This window comes from Deltaproteobacteria bacterium, assembly GCA_016210005.1.
GTDB lineage: Bacteria > Desulfobacterota > Binatia > HRBIN30 > JACQVA1 > JACQVA1.
Genome location: JACQVA010000202.1, coordinates 15,736 through 33,822 on the forward strand (window position 1 = coordinate 15,736; position 18,087 = coordinate 33,822).

General features: G+C 66.6%; 18 protein-coding genes and 1 riboswitch. Of the genes, 7 read left to right on the forward strand and 11 right to left on the reverse strand.

Features of this window, described 5'->3' with window-relative positions; all coding sequences use genetic code 11:
- Positions 1-14 precede the first annotated feature (14 nt).
- The 9 genes from HY699_19735 to HY699_19775 all read right to left on the reverse strand — a co-directional run bounded on the left by HY699_19735 (position 15) and on the right by HY699_19775 (position 10,140).
- The gene (locus tag HY699_19735) at positions 15-770 is read right to left on the reverse strand and encodes an energy transducer TonB (protein MBI4518041.1); all 756 of its coding nucleotides are present in this window, start codon (positions 768-770) and stop codon (positions 15-17) included.
- Positions 771-879: 109 nt separating this feature from the next.
- Positions 880-1,068: riboswitch (cobalamin riboswitch) on the reverse strand.
- A 311-nt stretch (positions 1,069-1,379) separates the two neighbouring features.
- Positions 1,380-2,084, reverse strand: a complete 705-nt coding sequence (locus HY699_19740) for a hypothetical protein (GenBank protein MBI4518042.1) — start codon at positions 2,082-2,084, stop codon at positions 1,380-1,382.
- Between the two features lie 33 nt (positions 2,085-2,117).
- Entirely contained in the window at positions 2,118-2,768 is a 651-nt protein-coding gene (locus HY699_19745) for a hypothetical protein (protein MBI4518043.1), read from the reverse strand.
- 70 nt (positions 2,769-2,838) lie between these two features.
- Positions 2,839-3,768, reverse strand: coding sequence for a hypothetical protein (locus HY699_19750; GenBank protein MBI4518044.1), 930 nt, complete (start codon positions 3,766-3,768; stop codon positions 2,839-2,841).
- Positions 3,765-5,099, reverse strand: coding sequence for a hypothetical protein (locus HY699_19755; GenBank protein MBI4518045.1), 1,335 nt, complete (start codon positions 5,097-5,099; stop codon positions 3,765-3,767). The genes HY699_19750 and HY699_19755 overlap by 4 nt, the downstream gene beginning before the upstream one ends.
- Positions 5,100-5,179: 80 nt before the next feature.
- A complete protein-coding gene (locus tag HY699_19760) occupies positions 5,180-5,944 on the reverse strand; it encodes a D-alanyl-D-alanine carboxypeptidase family protein (GenBank protein MBI4518046.1) in 765 nt (254 codons plus the stop codon).
- Positions 5,945-6,360: 416 nt separating this feature from the next.
- On the reverse strand, positions 6,361-7,446 hold the full coding sequence (locus tag HY699_19765) for an SGNH/GDSL hydrolase family protein (protein ID MBI4518047.1): 1,086 nt from the start codon (positions 7,444-7,446) through the stop codon (positions 6,361-6,363).
- Positions 7,447-7,762: 316 nt separating this feature from the next.
- On the reverse strand, positions 7,763-9,355 hold the full coding sequence (lnt, locus tag HY699_19770) for an apolipoprotein N-acyltransferase (protein ID MBI4518048.1): 1,593 nt from the start codon (positions 9,353-9,355) through the stop codon (positions 7,763-7,765).
- A 29-nt stretch (positions 9,356-9,384) separates the two neighbouring features.
- On the reverse strand, positions 9,385-10,140 hold the full coding sequence (locus HY699_19775; protein ID MBI4518049.1) for a hypothetical protein: 756 nt from the start codon (positions 10,138-10,140) through the stop codon (positions 9,385-9,387).
- A gap of 161 nt (positions 10,141-10,301) precedes the next feature.
- Between HY699_19775 and HY699_19780 the strand changes: the two genes are divergently transcribed.
- The 7 genes from HY699_19780 to HY699_19810 all read left to right on the forward strand — a co-directional run bounded on the left by HY699_19780 (position 10,302) and on the right by HY699_19810 (position 16,065).
- Positions 10,302-10,679, forward strand: coding sequence for an Hsp20/alpha crystallin family protein (locus HY699_19780; GenBank protein ID MBI4518050.1), 378 nt, complete (start codon positions 10,302-10,304; stop codon positions 10,677-10,679).
- Entirely contained in the window at positions 10,676-13,177 is a 2,502-nt protein-coding gene (locus HY699_19785; protein MBI4518051.1) for an AAA family ATPase, read from the forward strand. The genes HY699_19780 and HY699_19785 overlap by 4 nt, the downstream gene beginning before the upstream one ends.
- Before the next feature lie 157 nt (positions 13,178-13,334).
- Positions 13,335-13,637, forward strand: a complete 303-nt coding sequence (locus HY699_19790) for a MoaD/ThiS family protein (GenBank protein ID MBI4518052.1) — start codon at positions 13,335-13,337, stop codon at positions 13,635-13,637.
- Positions 13,638-13,658: 21 nt separating this feature from the next.
- Complete coding sequence (locus tag HY699_19795; GenBank protein ID MBI4518053.1) at positions 13,659-14,090, forward strand: PAS domain S-box protein; 432 nt, start codon at positions 13,659-13,661, stop codon at positions 14,088-14,090.
- 120 nt (positions 14,091-14,210) lie between these two features.
- Positions 14,211-14,417 carry a hypothetical protein gene (locus HY699_19800; GenBank protein ID MBI4518054.1) on the forward strand — a complete coding sequence of 69 codons (207 nt, stop codon included), beginning with the start codon at positions 14,211-14,213 and terminating at the stop codon, positions 14,415-14,417.
- Positions 14,418-14,526: 109 nt separating this feature from the next.
- Positions 14,527-15,693, forward strand: coding sequence for an acyl-CoA dehydrogenase family protein (locus HY699_19805; protein MBI4518055.1), 1,167 nt, complete (start codon positions 14,527-14,529; stop codon positions 15,691-15,693).
- 39 nt (positions 15,694-15,732) lie between these two features.
- On the forward strand, positions 15,733-16,065 hold the full coding sequence (locus tag HY699_19810; GenBank protein MBI4518056.1) for a hypothetical protein: 333 nt from the start codon (positions 15,733-15,735) through the stop codon (positions 16,063-16,065).
- Between the two features lie 187 nt (positions 16,066-16,252).
- Here the strand turns inward: HY699_19810 and HY699_19815 are convergent, their stop codons facing one another.
- Both HY699_19815 and HY699_19820 read right to left on the reverse strand, forming a co-directional pair.
- Positions 16,253-17,200, reverse strand: a complete 948-nt coding sequence (locus HY699_19815; protein MBI4518057.1) for a DUF4384 domain-containing protein — start codon at positions 17,198-17,200, stop codon at positions 16,253-16,255.
- Between the two features lie 6 nt (positions 17,201-17,206).
- Positions 17,207-17,959: a caspase family protein gene (locus HY699_19820; protein ID MBI4518058.1), complete on the reverse strand. Its 753-nt coding sequence runs from the start codon at positions 17,957-17,959 to the stop codon at positions 17,207-17,209.
- Positions 17,960-18,087: the final 128 nt, after the last annotated feature.

An 18,087-nucleotide genomic window follows, 5' to 3' on the forward strand; every position in this document is an offset into this window, starting at 1 on the left:
TGCTCCCTTCCACCTCAACGGTTGTCCGACAGTTGAAAACGATACTCGATGCGGCCGCGCAGCGGGCTGGCCCAGCCGCTGGCCGCCGGCGGCCGGAAGCGGCTGCGGCGGGCCACGGCGACCGCCGCCCGGTCGAGCACGTCGTAGCCCGAGGATTCCCGCAGACTGACGTCGCTTACTCGGCCATCGGGCAGCACCGACAAGCCGATGTGCACGCTGCCCTGCCAACCGCGAGTGCGCGCAATCAACGGATAGCTCGGCTCGGGGCAATAGACGCAGGCCCCGCGTTGATCGGCACCGTTCTCGGCCGCCGCGCCGGCCGCCGTTCCCGTCCCCGGCCCGAGCTGGCCGGCAGCGGGCCGCGCCGCATGGTCGCCATCACCGGCTGTGACTGCACTGGTATCCGGCACCGGCCGGCGCGGGCGCGCCGCGTTGGTCGGCGGGGGTGCGGCCGCCCGCGCGCGGGGATTGCGCTGGGCTGCCGGCCGCGGCGCTTGTCGTTGTGTTCCTGCGACAACGGCTGCGGCCGCGAGCTCGCTCCGGCCGGCAGCGGCCGGTGGCGCCCCGGTGGTCTCGCTGTGATTCCCGCCGCCCGGCCATAAGACCACCGGGATCAACGGCCGTAGCGAGAGGGCGGGAATCGCGGTTACGACCGCCAGCCCGAGGGCAACGCTGTGCACGGCCAGCGCCAGCACGAAGGCCGCCGCCTTCGGCCAGCGTGCCCGCTGTCCATAATGAGCGGAGTGAGTGATCGCGTCCCTTCGCCGCACAAAAAAGCCCCGGCTCCCGGCACGGGAATCGAGGCTTCAACGGGATCGCGTGATCGGTCCCAGCCGCCTTCCCCCACGGGAGCATCCCCCGCGCGTCAAACGCGGGCGACATCGGCTCGTCCGATCGGGCAGGTCTCCTGGCTTGGGGATCGTCCTCGTGCCGCGCCTTCCCGTCCCTGATCCGGACAGTGGCGAGTGCGGCAGTTGTCCCCCCTTACAGTTGCGGGGCAGCGGGGGCTTTCCACCCCCTTCCCTTTTCCCCCGAAACAACTCGGGGACCCGATCGCGGCTCGCTTGTACTTGATCGCACCCGCAGGCGTCAAGCCGTGCTGGCGGCGACTCATCACGCAAGCTTAGACCGCTTGGCTGACATCGCTGCTCGCTTCCCCAGTGGCATTTCGCGGTCTGCGCGGAAGCCTTGGTGCGCGCTTGGAAGCGACCGGGCTCGGCCGCCCAACCCGTGCAACGCTGCGCTCGGCTATGCTACGCAGCGGAAGGAATGGAACCGACCACGCTGTACCGCAAGAAGCGTGACACCGTCCGGCTGCGAGACAAGGCCGACGCTCAGGTGCTGAAGGAGAAGTTCGGGTTGTAAGTCTTCGGCCGTGATCAGTGGTTGGATTTCTCCTCCGCCTCGGGCAGCCGTGGCGGCTCCGTGGTAACGACGTCCGCGAGCAGCGCCCGTGTTATGTCGTTGCTCGGCACGCCAGCTTGTTCCGCGGCGAGCACCACACCTTCTCCGATGCTGACGACTCGGGCCTCAACCACTATGCTCCCACCGGTTTCCTCTACCGTACCGAACAGCAACGAGTCCGCCCCCGCAAGTCTTCCGATTTGGGCAGTGGTCCGCTCATCGACAAGACCCGAGACGCCGAGTTTTTGCTCGGCAACAATGCGATTCAGCTGATCACGCTCGACCAGCGTGACGCCACGACCGCGCAGCGCGCGCCGCAATCTTTCCGCGATGGCATCGCCGAAGCGGGTCCGCTGTCCCCGGTGGAGCAGCGGCATCAGGGCGAGCTTGCCACAGCTGACGCCGCTCGGGGTGAGGTCATTGGCGAGGCGATTGGCCGCGGCCTCAAGGGCTACCGGGGCATCGCGTTCTTGTTTGCTCCGTTCGGCTTGCGCCGCTTGCCTCCGGGTCTCGGCCTCTTCGAGTTCCCTAGCTCGCCGTTGCTCGCCCAAGACGCGCCGCTGCTGTTCGATGATGCGCCGCTCGCGTTCGAGCGCTTCATCTGCCCGCACGCGAGCGGCGGCCCCTGGCAATGCGAGCGCGCAAATCAGGAGCGCGGTGAGAATTCTGATGCTGCTCATGGTCGCCGAACGATCGTTAGCCCCGATAGTGGATCAGCCCTTCTCCATCTCGGCAGTTACCTGCTCGCTCGACTTCCTTACGAGGCTAGACACGTCTACGCCTTTGGCGGCGAGATAGCTGCCCAGCGCCAAGTTGACGGAGACAATTGACTTCAGATTGCCGGGGGCAACCGTCGCCAACAAGAGCGTATCACCCAGGTTCGCCAGATTCCCCAGGCCGGCGTTGCTCGCGGCATCGACCGCCAGCTTTTCAACGTAGGCCGCCACCCCGACGCGCACGGCGGCTTCAACCAGCTTGGTGCGATCGGCCTTGTCGAGATTGGGCTTGTCGGCGAGGACCGCGCTGGTCATATCGCTCGCCTCGTCGACGATCCCCAGGTTCTCCTGGTTCAAGCCGCCTGGCTGTTGCAGCTTCTTCATCGACTCGCTGATCTTCGCCGCGTCCGTAGCATGACCGGTGGCTTCGAGGAGCTTCTGACTGCCCTCAAGAAACAGCAGCGTCGCCTTTAGGAAGTAGGCAGCCACCGGCGGTGCCGTCGCGGCGGCAGAACCCGATCCGGCGGGCTTCGATGCTGCTGCTTGCAAAGCCCCCTTCAGAAGATCTCCCCACTGCGCCCTCGCAACCACGCCGGGGACGGTGACCACTGCGACCAGACTCATGACCATGATGACTCGACGCTTCATGTTCTCCTCCTTTGGCTGTGGAGGGCGGCGGGCGTTACCCGGCCGCCCTCGGTTGACGCGACCAGGACGATCACGGCGCGCGCGTGCTGCTCTGCGCCCGGGTATCGAGCATCTGTGGACCGATCTTGCCGGCGGCCGAACGGGCGAAGCCCGAGATCGCCGTGGTGTACGCGCCCGACGCCGAAATGTGTTTGGCGGTGCTGACGTCACCGAACGAGCCCACCACACGTTCTGTCGTCAGCTCGACGGCTTCCACGGTGCCGTCGACCACGGCGAGATAAGTCCCGTCGGCCTGCTGTCCTTCGTCCGAGACCTTGATTTCACCTTGCACGAGGAACCTGACGCCGTCGCGCAGCGCCACGGCCGCGATGTCGTCGCGCTCGGCGGAGGAGATATCGGCGACCTCCGCGCCACCCTGCTCCAAGCCGCGGCGGCGCGCCTTGAGGGAGCGGCGCACGTCGAAACCCCGATCGATCAGTTCCTGCTGCAGCAAATCGATTACCTCGGCCGCGCCGCGGCGGGTGGTGACGCCGCTGCGTGGCAGAATGCGATAGCTGACCACGGCGAACGTCACCGCCGGCCGGCCGGCGGTCTGCCTGCGCGATTCCTCTCTCGCCCGCTTGGTCAACTCGGCTGTGCGCACCACCGCCTGCACGCTGGCGAAGCACTGCCCCTGGCCGAACCAGTAGCGGTCGATCCGGCGGGCGCCGACGACATCACTCACCGAAACGTTGGCCCCGGGATCGCCGAACATCCCCTTGGCGCGCATCAGCACGTCCCGTAACCCGGCCCCGACTGCCTGCTCCCGCGAGGCATCGTCCAGCGCCGAGCAGGGCACGCTGCCGATGCCCTCGACCACATGTTCGCCAAAGCCAGCGGCCAGCGGCGGCGGAGCCGCGACCGGCGCGGGTGCCGGCCGCGCGGCGCAGCCCATTTGCGCCAGTAGGCCTGCGGCACCCGCCGCGCATGCCGCCAGACGCCACGAACCGGGGCGCGTCATCTACACTCCTCGGCTTCGCCGCCGAGCAGCCGGCTGGTGGCACAAGCCACCGCCTTGCGGATCGCTTGCCGCGCGTCGGCCGCTTGCGGGGCGTTGTCCTGCCATCCTTCGATCTCTTCGATTCGCTCAACCCCGACGCCTTCCGCACGGCGGCCGCGGCTATCTGTGATAGTCGCCCACGCCTTGTGGGCGCGTATTCGCTTGATCGGGCTGCCGCCGACGATCTGAGTGTTGTAGCCGTCAACGACCACGGCCACTTGCACCTCGGCCGGCGGAAAATTGAGCGAGAAGCGTTGCAACTCCGCATCGGCGATGCCGTGCGCCGCGGCGAACTGCCGAATCCCCTGTTGCGTGAGGCGTTCGCCCTCCTCGCCGCCGGGCGGCAGCACGGTGAGGCCGGTGGCGGCAAGCGCATCGGCAGCGGCAAAGGCGGCCATCGCCTCGTCGGCTGCAACAGCGTCGCCGAGAACGGCGCGGGCCTTGGCACTGGTAATCGAGGCAGTGCTGACCTGGTAACGCTCAGTGCCGACGCCGACGGAGCGAAGGAAGACCCCCACCGTATCGTCGCCCGGCGAGGTGGGGCAGTTGAGCTCAGCGGTGTCGGCACCGACGGCCTGCACCGTGCATTCGATGCCGGTGTCGGCGGCGGCATTGACGACGGACACCATCATGCCCGGCATGACGCCGTCCTTCCGGCCGGCTTCTAGCTGCAGCGCCCCAAAGGTGCGGCGCCGCACGCTAGCACTGCGGGCGCGGGCGCCGATCGCTTGGCCGCGTGCTTGCGCCAGACGCGCGAACTCCATACCCGCCTTCATGGCTTCATCGTGCAGCCGTTCGAAAGCGGGCCGCTCGCGCAAGCGCAGCACTCGTGCACCGAGCAGGGGCACGCTGGTGAGCACGCTCCGGCTCAATGGAGAAAATGCGATCACCGTACCCCCGAGGATGATCTGAGCGACGTGAATCCGCACCGTGTGGCCGGTGGTCAGGGGTACCTGAAAGCTCTCGGCGCGGTCGTTTGCCAGCGTAATGACGCTGATCAGCACAACGCTATCGGCGTTCAGCAGCGCGCCGCGTGCGTCGTGCCGGTCGCGGCCATTTGCCGCCGGGGCGAAGGCCGCAGTGAGAGCCTTCTCGGTCTCCAGTGCCCGGGGCAAGAGATGCGTTGGCGGCGTCGCCAGCAGGACATCGCCCCAAACTGTACTTGGACGCTCGCCGGCACCCGCCCCTTCGCTATGTTCGGCGAGCGCGAGGCTTACGGCGATCAGCAGAGCGCGCCACTGCGCCGAGCGGCACGACGCGAGGCCCCGGCGGCTTGGTTGGTCTTGGTGCACGTTCTCTCCTGTGTTGCGACGAATCTCGGGCAGTTTCGCGCGCTCTTGCTGCCGCTGCAAAGTTCTAGTCGGCGCTCACCTCATGCGTGCGCTCCTGCCGGGGCAGCTGCGCCCGCGGGATCGCTCGGGTACTCCAGTGGAAACCTCGCCTGCAGCTGCTGGCAGAGCGCTGAGACTGCCGCCGGGGTAGCGGTGGAGGTCACGCCCGCCTCGGCCAGTGCCGCACGCGTGCGGTCGCCGATGATGCCGTCGATCCTCCCGGGATCGAATCCCAAACGGATGAGCGCTGCTTGTACGAAGGCGGCCTCTTGATCGGGAACGGTATCAAGCGGGACGCCGATGGCGAGAATGGCGCTCATGGCCATCTGGCGGTACGGGGAGGTGTCGGCGCCCGCCTTGCCGCTCTTGGCATAGGTGTACACCGCGTCATGGCTGCCGCGGCAGTCGAAATGCCAGGCCTCGCTGCGCGACGAGACCGGCGCATCGATGATCGGCATGAAGCCGTGCGCGGCCGCGATCTCCCAGAAGCGCGACAGCGTCACCCCGATGGACGCAAGGTCGATGTCCATCGCCCGCCCGGCCTCGTGCATGCTGCCGCCCGGCGGCGGGCTGTAGGCCTTCTTGCGGCCCTCCTTGTAATCGAGGTGCGACTGCTTTTGCATGTCGTAACTGCGGAACAGGTCGCTCAGACGCAGCTCGTGCCCGAGTTGCCGCAGATCCTCGATGATGGCGCCAAGTGCCGCCGCCATGTCGGGCGTGCACTTCGCCATCCGCGCGGGTAACGGCTTGTTCTGGTAAATCGATGCGGTCGTGATCGAGACCAGTGGCGTAGTCAACGTCGTCATTACGGTTCCTCCTCCGGATGGCCGCGCCGGCAGCACGGCAGCAGCTATGCCCCGCGAGCGCTTGCTCAGCGCCGGGCGGCGGCGCCGGAACGCCGGAGAACGGCTGCGCAAACGCTGCAACGGTGCCCACTATTTGTGAGCGCGCGCTCGATCAACTTCGCCCACTCACTCGCATGGCACGCGCAAGAGTGTCAAGGATATAGGTAAAAACCCCTAGTACCTGATTGTCTGAATCATAAGTCGGGCGACCAACAACTGGGGCTCGCGACAACTACGTGTGGTGGGCACGAGGAGACGGAGGGGCGCACTTGGCGGAGGTGGCGCGGCCAATTCTCGCCTGCAGCTTCGGCGTGCGGGCGGGATCCCCGTGCCCACAAGTGGTACGGGGATCCCGCTGCGCCAATCAACTACGGAGGTTACGGCGTTGCCGGGTTGTAAACCGAGAGCGCCCACCCCATGCGTTCGTGGCCGTAGCGGTTCCACACGGGGTTCTTGCCGCCGACGATCTGGCTGTCGCTGTAGTCCGGCGCGCCCGAGCCGGAGCCGCTGCCGCCGATCAGGCCGATCCAGATGGTCGAGCCGGTGTAGGTCGCATGGGTGTTGTCGGACTGGATGTAGTCGTAGCTGGTGCCGGCGCTGACCAGGTGCACGTTGGCGTCGCGGATGGTCGAGCGCAGGGTGCTGCTGAGGCGGGTCACATAGGCGGCCTCGGACTCGCCTTGGACGTAGCGCAGCGCCTCGGAGTCGATCTGGCCATCGCCGTTCGAGTCGTAGTCCGCGCCCATGTACTGCGCGAAGCTGTCGGCGCAGGCGAAGCCGTAGGTGTTGGCGAAGTTGCACGCGCGCCAGTTCATCTTGACCAAGTAGGGCAGAAACTTGCTCTGCTTGTTGACCTTCTGGCCGGTGCTCGGGTCGTTGCAGCCGCTCAGAGCGTTGTCGGCGTCGTAGCCCGGGTAGTAGAGGTTGGTGATCACCTTTAGCCTGGTGCCCGAGTACGCATTGGCGTTGATGTACTGCATCGCCGCTTGGAGGTAGGTGGTGCAGTTGTTCAGCGCCGTATCCAGGACGCCGTAGTTGCAGGTGCCGGTCTGGCCGGCGAAGTTGCTGCGCGCTTGCAGGCCGTCGTTGCCGCACATCTCGAAGGTCACGATGCGGGTGTTGCTCGACTGCATGTACGAGCGCTCGGCCACGATCTTGTTGTTGTAAATGTCGTCGGCCTTGGCGCCCGACTTGGTTCGCCGTACCACTTCGATGTCGGCGTTCCACAGCTTGGCGAGGTACTCACCATCGACTGTCGGCGCTGCCCGCTTGATGACGCGCGAGAGTGACCCGTAGTAACCGGCGTAAATCGAGTCGCCGTAGGCCGTCACGCGATACTTGGTGCTAGTGCCTGAACGGTCGATGGTCCACGACAGGTTTTGCGTGAGTGTGCTGGCCATGGCCTGCGAGCCGAGTGCGATCACGGCGCCGAACACGACCAGACGAATGAGCTTGCGATCCATACTTTCTCCCCCCTTGGAGTGTGGCTGCCCAGCGGCAGCCGGTCAGCGGTCACGGTGGGCCGTACCCCGAGAAACCGAGCGACAGTACGGCAGCCACGCAGAAGCCCACATCACCCACGTGCCGCCGCCCGGCGCGCACGCGAGCGCATGCGGGATGCCACACGCGGGCGTGTGGTCGTGCGAGAGGCTCTCTCGCTTACGTTATGGGCGGACCTCGTGCTGACATGCAGCGGCCGGCCGAACGGTTGGAGTGCTTAGTTCAGTGCTTCTACTTCCGAAACTTCTGCGCGGCACTAGCACAGGGGAAAAGTTCACGTCAACGAAAAAATGCCGCCCGGGGTCTCCACGCCGGTGCGCCGAGCAGAGCGAGGCCGCAAACGAGGGCGGTGGAGCCGAACCAATCGCCCCAGGCCAGCATTAACGTCGTGGCACCGCTGGCCGGCGTCACCGTCGCCGTGAGATGGCTGCGCTCATGCACCCCGAGGGTGCTGAGCAGCTCACCGGTCGGCGTAATTACCGCCGAAATACCGGTGTTGGTCGCCCGCAGTTGCGGCCGGCGGGTCTCAATGCTGCGGAAGGCCGACACCATGAGATGGAAGCGCGGCCCCTCGCCGACGGCGAACCACGAATCGTTCGACAAGGTCACGATCAGCTCCGCCCCCTGGCGCACGGCGGCGATGACGTGGCCGGGATCAAGGTCTTCGTAACAAATGAGCGGTGCGATGCGCAGCGAACGGCGGTCGCGCAGCGACAGAGGGATGGCCCGCGGACCGGGCCCGGCCTTCCAGCTGCCGAGCCACGGCAGCCAGCCGCGCACGGGCGCGTAATCGAGCCAGCGCGGCACGTATTCCGTCAGCGGGAACAGCTGCACCTTGCGATAGGTCTCGAAATCGAGGCGGCCGTCGGCCGCAGGCTCCAGGAATACCGCCGCGTTGAACTCACCGGTCTCGTCGCCGTCATAGCTCCCGAACACCAGCGGTATCCCGGCGGCGGCGACGAAGGCACCGATCTCGCGATCGAAGTCGGCGCCGTCTGCGCTCTTGGGGCTGCCGAATGTTGTCGGGTAGACCGTCTCCGGCCACACCAGCAAATCGAGCGGGCGGCTTTCGAGGGCGGTGGCCGACAACGCGAAGTGGGCATCGAGGATCATCCGCACCGCGTCGTAGGTGCCGAGATCGGCGGCCAGCTGCCCGTAACGGCTGATGTCGGCCTGGACGATGCCGGCGGTAATGCGCTGGCTGGGCGGCGCGTGGTCGCGCAGCTGCTCGTAACGCACGGCCCCGTAAGCCAGCAAGCCAAGCACCAGCACCGCCACCGCCGATGCCGGCGCACAGGCATGGCGCCACCTCGCGCTGAACTTGGTCTTGTCCGGCGCCAACGCCGCAATTGCGGCCAACACGCACTCGTTGGCGATGATGAGGAGAAAACTGAGCCCGTGCACGCCGGCAATGTCAGCCGCCTGCCGCATCAGCTTCGAGCCGTAAAGACCGTGGCCGAGTGAGTCGGCAAACAGCTTGGGAAGGGCCCACTCCACGCCCACGTAGACACAGGCGCCGGTAAGCGCCGTCCGCCACCGGCCGGAGTGGCGGCGCTGTGCCAGATGGCGGGCAAAGACAAAGGGCACGAACTGCGGCTGCATCAGCGGCGAGAGCAGCAAGAGAACCAACAGCCCGACCACCGCTGGGGCGCCGGTGTAGTTTTCGATCGCACCGGCAAACCAACCCAAGATGACCCAGACGAACGCCACGGTCATCAGCAGCCCGGCCGCCAGCGCGGCGCGCCATGAGCGGACCCGATCGAGCGCCGCCAGCCACGGCACCAGCGCCACCCACCCCAACGGCACCCACTGCCACTCCATACGGCCGAAGAGGCCGAGCGCCAGCGCCGTCGCAATCACGGCGGCGGGCATGCGCAAGCGCGCCCGCCACACTGGCGCAATCACGGTTCGGGTTCCTGCTCGACCGGGTTTTCGGGGGGCTCTTCCACCATTGGCACCCTCACCTCGGGCACCTCGAGCATCTGGACCGCCAGGCCCGGCGGTGCCATCTCGGGCGGGACGACGCGGTCGTCGGGGATCGCCAGCGGCTCGCCGTGCTCATCCACCGGCTTGTAATCCGGGTGAAACATCAAGATCGCCGGCAGCCGTTTGCCGTCGTCGGTGGCCTGATAGTGGCGCACGTAACCCGGCGGGATCGCGAAGTCCTCCGGCACCACCATGCCACGCTTGATCGGCTTGGTGCCGGGCGGCGGAAACAGCGCGATCCCGGCCTTTTCCTCCTCTTCGGCGGCCGCGGTGTCATCGTCCTGGCCCGGCTCTGCCGGCGCGCTGTCTTGAGCGTGGTCGGGCTCACTCCCCGCGGGCCGCGCCTCGCCCGCCGGTTGTGGCACGAGTGCGCGGGTGGGCACATGCGGCACTCGCACCCGGGCCCCGGCCGGCGCGTGCAACGGCTTGGTCCCGGGCGCGGTCGCGGGCTGTTGACCGGATACCGTAGCACCGCGGGCGACGGCGCTCGCTTGGGTCGGCTCGCGCGAGCGCTGGCTCAGGATCGGCCTGATGAACAGGAACACGGCCAGCCCAACCAACCCGATCGCGGCCGCTAGCAGCCACACGCCGGTGCGCACGTTGGCGGTGCGCACGACGCGCACGCCGTCTTCATCCACGCGCGGCTTCTTCGGCCGATTGTCGTTCGCCATCAGCGCCCCTCGCTCGCCGCGTATCAGGAGCCCAGTGGGCATGCAAGCCAAGACCGCGCAACCCTGGCGCACCCTCACAACGCCACCGCGCCACGCTCGCCAGGACTCGCCAGGCCCGCTCACGTTGCGGTGCGCGCGGGCCGGTGGTAACCATAAGTACCATGTCGCTGCCGTCGGTACTCGACGAAATTGATCGCCTGTTCGATGAGCTGGTGCATCGGCGCTGGGGTCCGGCCGGCCGCCAGGTGGTACCGGCCGGTATCCGCGAAGTCGAAGACGGCTGGATCATCGAATTGCCGGTCGAAGGGCTACGCGCCGAGGACTTGAAGGTCGAGGTGCACGGGCGGCGGCTGACCGTCAGCGGGCATCGCCGCCGCGAACGCAGCCACCGTGAGCCGTGGGCGGGCTGGATGCGCACGCATCAGGAGGTGGCGCTGCGGCGCATAATCGCGCTGCCAGCCGAGGCCAAGCCGGAGGACGTCGAGGCCAAACTCGAAGGCGCCACACTTACCATTCACGTCCGGAGACACAAAAAGTGACCGCCGAGGCGCCGGACGTAGCCACGCTCCAAAGCGCCGCGGCCGCCCGCGAGCTGTCGGCCGACGAGGCGGCCTTCAGCGTGCCGGCTGCTGAGCTGGCCTTCCAGACCACCGCCGAGATCGCCGTCACCCCGGACTGGGCTGGCCAGGAGCGCGCGCTGGCGGCGTTGGAACTCGGCCTGGGCGTCAACCACGCCGGCTTCAACATCTACGTCTGCGGCCTCGTCGGCACCCACCGCGAGCAGACGCTGGCGGCATTATTGGCGAACTTGACCCGCAGCCTGCCGCGGCCGGGCGACCGGGTGTTGGTGCAGAACTTCCAGAACCGTGATCGGCCGCGCGCCTTCTATCTGCCCGCCGGCCAGGGCAAACAGCTGCGGCGCGATATGCTCGAGCTGGTCGAAGATCTCAAACGCCTGCTGCCGGAGACTTTTCGCAAGGAGACCTTCGAGGAGGAGAAGGAGCAGCTCTCCGAACGTTACGGCCACGAGGGTGAGGCCATCGCCAAGGAGCTGGCGCAACGCGCCACCGAGAAGGGGTTCCTGGTCCAGTTCCATCCTCAGGGCGGAGTCTTCTTCATCCCGTTAACCAAGGACGGCCAGCCGATGGAACCAGAGGAGTTCCAGAAGCTTGACGAAGCGGCACAGGTCGAGCTCCGCCGGCGTGAGCGCGAGCTGTCGCGTGAGGTCAAGACCATGCTGCGCCGCCAGCAGGCGCTCGGGCGCCGGCTCGGCCGCGAGGTCAAAGAAGTCGAGCGGCGGGTGGCGGGCGACGTCATCAGCCCGCTGATCGAGGAGATGACCCAGCGCTACGACAACCCCGAGGTGCAGCTCTATCTCGCCGAGGTCCGCGAGCACATGCTCGACAACCTCGATGCCTTCCACGAACCGCAACCGCAGCAGGCGTTGCCGTTCCCGTTCGCCGCCATGGCCGGGGGTGTGCCGGACGGCTTGCTCGATTACGAAGTCAACGTGCTGGTCGACAACAGCATCACCGCCGGGGCGCCGATCATCGTCGAGTCGTCGCCGGCGTACAAGAACCTGTTCGGTGCGGTTGAGCGCATGGTCGACCCGTCGGGCAAGCTGGTGAGCAACTTCACCCGCATCAAAGCCGGCTCGCTGCTGCGAGCGCATGGCGGCTGTGTTGTGGTCAACGTCATCGACGCGCTCTCCGAGCCGCTGGTGTGGCGCGCGCTCAAGCGCACGCTCAAGAGCGAGCAACTGGAAATCGAGGCCTATGATCCGTTTGCGATGTTCGCGACCACGACGTTGAAGCCGGAGCCGATGAAGATCTCCACTCGCGTCGTGCTCACCGGCCCGACCGAGATCTTCCAGCTGTTATATTTCTACGACGAGGAATTCCGCGAGATTTTCAAGGTGCGCGCGGATTTCGGCTACGAAGTCGACGGCGTGGGGGCGCGCCGGAGCTTCGTCGCGCAGGTGGCCCGTATCGCCCGCGATGAGCAGCTGCCGGCTTTCCGCGCTGCGGCGGTGGCCCGGCTGATGGAGTTCGGGGCGCGCTCGGTCGACGATCGGCGCAAGTTGCCGAGCCAGTGGGGTGGCATTGCCGACATCATGCGCGAGGCGGCCTTCTGGTGCCGCAAGTCCGGCCAGGACGAAGTCGACGATGCCCATGTGCGGCAGGCCTTGGAGCAACGCATCTTCCGCCTCAACCGCATCGAGGAAAAGATCCGCGAGCTGATCCGCGACGGCGTGCTGCTGGTCAACCTCGACGGCAGCACCGTCGGCCAGGTCAACGGTCTGGCCCTGGCCAACATCGGCGGCTACGAGTTCGGCCGCCCCTCACGCGTCACCGTCGCGGTCTCGATGGGCTCGCAGGGTATCATCAACGTCGAGCGTGAGGCGCAGCTCAGCGGCCATACCCACGATAAGGGCGTGTTCATCCTCTCGGGCTATCTGCGGCGGACCTATGCGCAGGACTTTCCCCTCAGCCTCACCGCCAGTATCGTTTTCGAGCAGTCGTACTCCGGCATCGACGGCGACAGCGCTTCGTCAACCGAGCTGTATGCCCTGATCTCGAGCCTCAGCGGCGTAGCGATCCGTCAAGACCTGGCGGTAACCGGGAGCGTGAACCAATGGGGTGAAATCCAACCGATCGGCGGTATCAACGAAAAGATCGAAGGCTTCTTCGCCACCTGCCGCGCCGTCGGGCTCAGCGGCCGCCAGGGCGTGGTCATGCCGGTGCAGAACCTTGACGGTCTGGTGCTGCGCGCGGAGGTCATCGAGGCCATCCGCAACCAGCAGTTCCATCTTTATCCCGTGCGCACGCTCGATGAGGGCATCGCGTTGCTCACCGGGGTGAAGGCCGGCAGCGTCACCGAGCCGGGAACGGTGCACTACCTCGCTTCCCAGCACCTGCGCAAGCTGGCCGAGGGGCTTAAGCAATTCGGCGTCCCGCCGCCGGCCGCCGCCAACGCCGCGGACAAGCCTAACCCTACGCCACCGGCGCCGCCCTCCCCACCGGCACCGCGCCCATAGCCACACCCCGGGCGCACGACCCGGCGCTGGGCGAAGCTTCGAGCTTGCGCGGCTCGGCTTCGTGAGCGGAGTGCACGCGCGCGGCGCGCGTAGACCTACTCGTTTGCATTCGCTAAGGATCATTCTGAGGCAGTACACTGAACCGGGATGTTCGCCGATGCCGGCAACGCTGCGAGTGACCATCGAGTTCATGGGCCCGTTCGAGTTCGACTTCGGCGTCGCCGGTGCCGAGCTGACGCTGGCGGCCCCGGCAACGGTGGGCAGCTTATTGCAAGAGCTGGCTCGACGCTGGCCGGCGGCGCAGAGCTTGCGCGCCATACTCGCCGCCGGCGGCTCGCCCCGGGGGCGTTACTGCTACGTGTCAATCGACTACGTCATGCTCAAACCCGACGCTGCGCTCGCGGCGCCGTTGCATGACGGCGCGCGGGTGTGTTTTGGAATGCCGATGGTCGGCGGCTGACGCGCCGAGAAGGAGGAGCTAATGCCCGGGAACGATTGGCTGGCGTCCAAGATCGTGCTGGAGACCCAAGACGCGGTCATCTTCGCCGATCGCGACGAGGTGATTCGCCTGTGGAATTCCGGTGCCGAGGTCATGTTCGGATACACGGCAACCGAGGCCGTCGGACAGCGGTTACCGTTGATCATCCCGGAGAAGCTGCGCCAGCGCCACTCCGATGGCTACCGCAAAGTGATGGAGACCGGCGTGACCAAGTACGGGCGGGACTTGCTCGCCGTGCCCGCCACGCGCAAGGACGGCACGCGCATCTCGATCGAGTTCACCATTCTGCTCGTTCGCGACGGCAACGCCGCCGTCCAGGGCGCCGCCGCGATCATCCGCGACGTGACCAAACGCTGGCAGGAGGAGCGGGCTTTAAGAGCGCGGCTGGCGGAGTTGGAGGCGAAAGCCGGCTGAGCCGGCGCAAGGTGCTAGTGGCGGGACAGTTTGCGCCGCCCCCCGTATTGCCCGGCGCCCGCATCTGCGTCATGTCCACAGCAGCGCCCTAGGGCGCGGGGAAGGAACTGGTGACAACCCATGACTGCCGAGAACGCGAAGAAATGCTTGGCCTGCGACCGCGGCGTTAACGAGGTGCCCCTGATCGCTCTGGCCTATCGTGATCTGAACTTGTGGATTTGCCCGCAGCACATCCCCATTTTGATCCACGACCCGGCGCGGTTGGCGGGGCGCTTGCCTGGGGCCGAGCGGCTCTCGCCCGGCCGCCCACCAGCAGACGAGGACTGAGCCCACGGGGCCGGCGCCCGGTCACGGCAGCACACACTGAACGACCTGGCGGCTGTGACGGCGGTAGAGGCGGAAGTCGGAGTCGGCGGGGCAGGAAAGGAGCAGACAAATGGCGCCGTTTGCAGGCGTGGACTATTACGACCTCGACGAGTTGTTGAGCGAGGAGGCGAAGATGATTCGCCGCACGGTGCGCGACTTCGTCGAGCGCGAGGCGCAGCCGATCATCGAGGGCCATCACGCGCGTGAGGAGTTCCCCCGCCACCTGATCGCGCGCATGGGCGAGTTGGGCCTCTTCGGTGCCAACCTCACGGGTTACGGCTGCGCCGGGCTGAGCAACATCGCTTACGGCTTGATTTGCCAAGAATTGGAACGTTGCGACAGCGGTCTGCGCTCGATGGTGTCGGTGCAGGGCTCGCTGGCGATGCACGCCATCCACGCCTTCGGCTCACCCGAGCAGAAGCAGCGCTGGCTGCCGCTGATGGCCGCGGGCAAAGCCATCGGTTGCTTCGGGCTGACCGAGCCCGATCACGGCTCCGACCCCGGCGCCATGGAAACCCGCGCTCGCGCCGACGGCAGCCACTTCATCCTCTCGGGGGTGAAGCGCTGGATCACCAACGGTAGCATCGCCGACGTCGCCATCGTCTGGGCGAAAGCCGCCGACGGCATCCGTGGCTTTCTGGTAGAGCGGGGGATGCCGGGCTACAGCGCGCACGACATCAAGGGCAAGTTCTCGCTGCGCGCCTCGATCACCTCCGAGCTGGTCCTCGACGAGGTGCGGGTGCCGCACGCCAACCTGCTGCCCGAGGTGGTTGGGCTCAAAGGGCCGTTCTCCTGTCTCAACCAGGCCCGCTACGGCATCGTCTGGGGCGCCATCGGCGCGGCCCTGGCCTGCTATCAAGTGGCGCTCGAGTACGCCCAGAACCGCACGCAATTCGACCGGCCGCTGGCCGGCTTCCAACTGGTACAACAGAAGCTGGTGCACATGGTGACGGAGATTACCAAGGGGCAGCTGCTGGCGTGGCGGCTGGGCCAACTCAAGGATGCCGGCCGTGCCCGCCCACAACAGATCTCGCTCGCCAAGCGTAATAACGTCGGCCACGCCCTGGAAATCGCCCGCCTCGCCCGCGATATTCTCGGCGCCAGCGGCATCGTCAATGAATACCCGGTGATCCGCCACATGCTCAACCTCGAGACGGTGAATACCTACGAGGGCACATATGACATGCACACCCTCATCGTCGGCCGCGACCTCACCGGTTTGGATGCGATCCGGTGAGCGCGTACCGGCCGGAGCAGCGCGGGAGTAAGGCGCAAGATGCGTCGCGGTAATGCGAAACGCGAGCGCTCCGGCGGCGGCTCGCCGCTGTCGCTCAAGCTCCAACGCCAGTTGCACGCTTGGCGGGTCGAGCAGGCCCTGGCCGCCGGTGAATCGGTGGTGGTGGTGGAAAAGACCTACCGCTTGCGCGATGGCCAGCTGGCGACGCTGGCTTTCGACCGCGACGACGAGGGCCGCCTGTGCGTCGGCTACGCGGTCGACGAAGGCGGCTGGGTAATGGTCGAAAGCGAGCCCGTCAGCGTCCGGACCCTGGGCTATTACCAGCGTTGGCTCAAACGTCACCGCGAGTGGGAGGAAAGGCCGGAACGCTAGCCGGCACCGGTGGCGCTGCCGCCTATAATAGTTTCGGGTTCAGGCGGTAGCCGATTGGGGCAGGCTGTACCTGCCATCGCTTTCTTCAACCTACAATCGGCAGGCACAGCCCGCCCTACGGGCTACAGACCCCACGGACTGCTACAGTTTGGAGCCGACCCGTAGCGTGCATAGGCGGGCCCGCGCCCTACTTCCTGAGCACGTACGTCGCCGTCTGCTGCGTCCAGTCGGTCGGCTCGAGCTGGTTGAGGCGCTTGGTCAGGTCGGAGATCATCCCCGTGCTCTTCGCGTCGAACACAGCGAACATACCTTCTTTGAATCCGAGCGGGATGAGATCTTCCTGACGCCGCGTCGCGATCAGGGTCACGCGTTCTTCGGCGACCGTTCCTTTGAAGCCGGGGAGAAATTTCGCCTGCAAGCGGATGTCGCTGCCCGCGGGCGGGAACTGGTAGGCCTGGCCGCCGCGCACGGCGTTGTTTCGATCCGTTGAATTGGGCAGCAGCAGCGTGACCGAACCGTCGGCAGCGACGGAGAAGAGGTAGACGAAGGCGTCGGCGCCGGTCTGGTAGAAGACCTCGACCGTCTCGCCCTCCTTCAATTCGGCGCGCGACAGCGACAGGCGGGCAGACAGGCCTTGCCCCCGCTCCGGATACACCGGGCGGATCAGGGCACGCAGCGACACCACGTAGCGCTCGCGGTCGGCAGCGTCCCAGTCTTCCTTGACGTCGGCTACCTGCTCGATCTTGCCGCGCACGGCGGCGAAGACGAGGTCTTCAGCGAGCTGGCTATTCGACACCAGCGTGTGGCTCTTGATGAACACACCGGTGGCCTTCTCGATCGCGTTGGTCTCGGCCGCCCGCCGGGCGCGCTGCTTTACTTCGGTGGGCGTTTCCACGTCCCCCTGACGCGCGTCGCCGCTGGCGTCCACCCAGACCGGTGTGTCGGCTGCATCAACGGCGTGAAGTGGGATACAGAGCAGGAGAAGAAGCAGTCTCGCGCCAAGTCGCCAAGGGGCGAAGTGCAAGAGGCAGACGCTGGTGATGCGAGTGACCGCCCCACGAGGATCGGTTGACAGAATATGGGCTGTCACCGACTCCGGTCCTGCTTCGCGGGCTTGGCGTCTAAAGAGATCCATCGCTCCTCAATTCCGGAACCTGAACCGCCCGCGCAGCTTCGACGGCTCCGGCAGCAAGCTGGGGGTCTGGCTGACGTTCAACTCCCTCGCGTCGTCCTCAACCTGCGGCGTGATGGCGGCGTAGATCTCGGTGAGATCTCTCTTGCCGTCGTTGATCGCGTGCAGGAAGTAGTAAGTCAGAAGCCCATGGCCCTTTTCGCGCGACGAGGTGCTGATTTGTCCACCTTGCGTGGCGGCCAGTACGGCGAGATTCGCCGGTAGGCTGCCGGTCTCCTTCATCATCACCAGCGGCCGCGCACCCTTGGCGAGCACGCTGCGGCCGCCCGCGCCGGAGAAACAGGCGTCGAGCACCACCGCCACGTCGCGAACGGGCAGCGCGCCGAGCTTGGCGTACAGCCGCGGCAACGGGTAACCGGTGTCGGCGAGGTAGTTGGGATCGCCGTCGTAGGGCACAAGGTACGCCTCGCCGCTTTGCGGATCCGGCGCGCCGTGCCCGGAATAGTAAACCAGCACACGGCTGGCGGGCTTGACCCGGTTCGGCAGCCACGTCTCGACCAGCTTGCGAATGCTCGACTGCGTTGCCCCGTCGTTCAGCAGCAGCTGGATGTTCCGTTGTCGGAAGCCGAGCGCGACCAGATAGTCCTTCACCAGCTGCGCATCCGCGGCGGAGAAATCGGAAGCCGGGAGGTCGCGATACTTCTCGACACCGACGACGAGCGCCAGATCGTCGTCGCCGATGATCCGCTCGGCGGCACCCAAGGTCTGATCCTGCCCGAGAAGTGTTCGCTGGACACGGTGACGTGAGATGTTAGGGTCCTTCAGCAAGCTTGGCAAAGACTTTGAAGAACTCGGCGATGTCGTCCATGCGTGGCAGCCCGATCCAGAGA

Excerpts from the sequence above, each read along its gene's own strand:
- HY699_19740 (MBI4518042.1), bottom strand. The coding sequence starts at position 2,084 with ATGAGCAGCATCAGAATTCTCACCGCGCTCCTGATTTGCGCGCTCGCA.
- HY699_19745 (MBI4518043.1), bottom strand. The coding sequence starts at position 2,768 with ATGAAGCGTCGAGTCATCATGGTCATGAGTCTGGTCGCAGTGGTCACC.
- HY699_19750 (MBI4518044.1), bottom strand. The coding sequence starts at position 3,768 with ATGACGCGCCCCGGTTCGTGGCGTCTGGCGGCATGCGCGGCGGGTGCC.
- HY699_19760 (MBI4518046.1), bottom strand. The coding sequence starts at position 5,944 with ATGACGACGTTGACTACGCCACTGGTCTCGATCACGACCGCATCGATT.
- HY699_19765 (MBI4518047.1), bottom strand. The coding sequence starts at position 7,446 with ATGGATCGCAAGCTCATTCGTCTGGTCGTGTTCGGCGCCGTGATCGCA.
- lnt (MBI4518048.1), bottom strand. The coding sequence starts at position 9,355 with ATGCCCGCCGCCGTGATTGCGACGGCGCTGGCGCTCGGCCTCTTCGGC.
- HY699_19775 (MBI4518049.1), bottom strand. The coding sequence starts at position 10,140 with ATGGCGAACGACAATCGGCCGAAGAAGCCGCGCGTGGATGAAGACGGC.
- HY699_19780 (MBI4518050.1), top strand. The coding sequence starts at position 10,302 with ATGTCGCTGCCGTCGGTACTCGACGAAATTGATCGCCTGTTCGATGAG.
- HY699_19790 (MBI4518052.1), top strand. The coding sequence starts at position 13,335 with ATGCCGGCAACGCTGCGAGTGACCATCGAGTTCATGGGCCCGTTCGAG.
- HY699_19795 (MBI4518053.1), top strand. The coding sequence starts at position 13,659 with ATGCCCGGGAACGATTGGCTGGCGTCCAAGATCGTGCTGGAGACCCAA.
- HY699_19800 (MBI4518054.1), top strand. The coding sequence starts at position 14,211 with ATGACTGCCGAGAACGCGAAGAAATGCTTGGCCTGCGACCGCGGCGTT.
- HY699_19805 (MBI4518055.1), top strand. The coding sequence starts at position 14,527 with ATGGCGCCGTTTGCAGGCGTGGACTATTACGACCTCGACGAGTTGTTG.
- HY699_19810 (MBI4518056.1), top strand. The coding sequence starts at position 15,733 with ATGCGTCGCGGTAATGCGAAACGCGAGCGCTCCGGCGGCGGCTCGCCG.
- HY699_19815 (MBI4518057.1), bottom strand. The coding sequence starts at position 17,200 with ATGGATCTCTTTAGACGCCAAGCCCGCGAAGCAGGACCGGAGTCGGTG.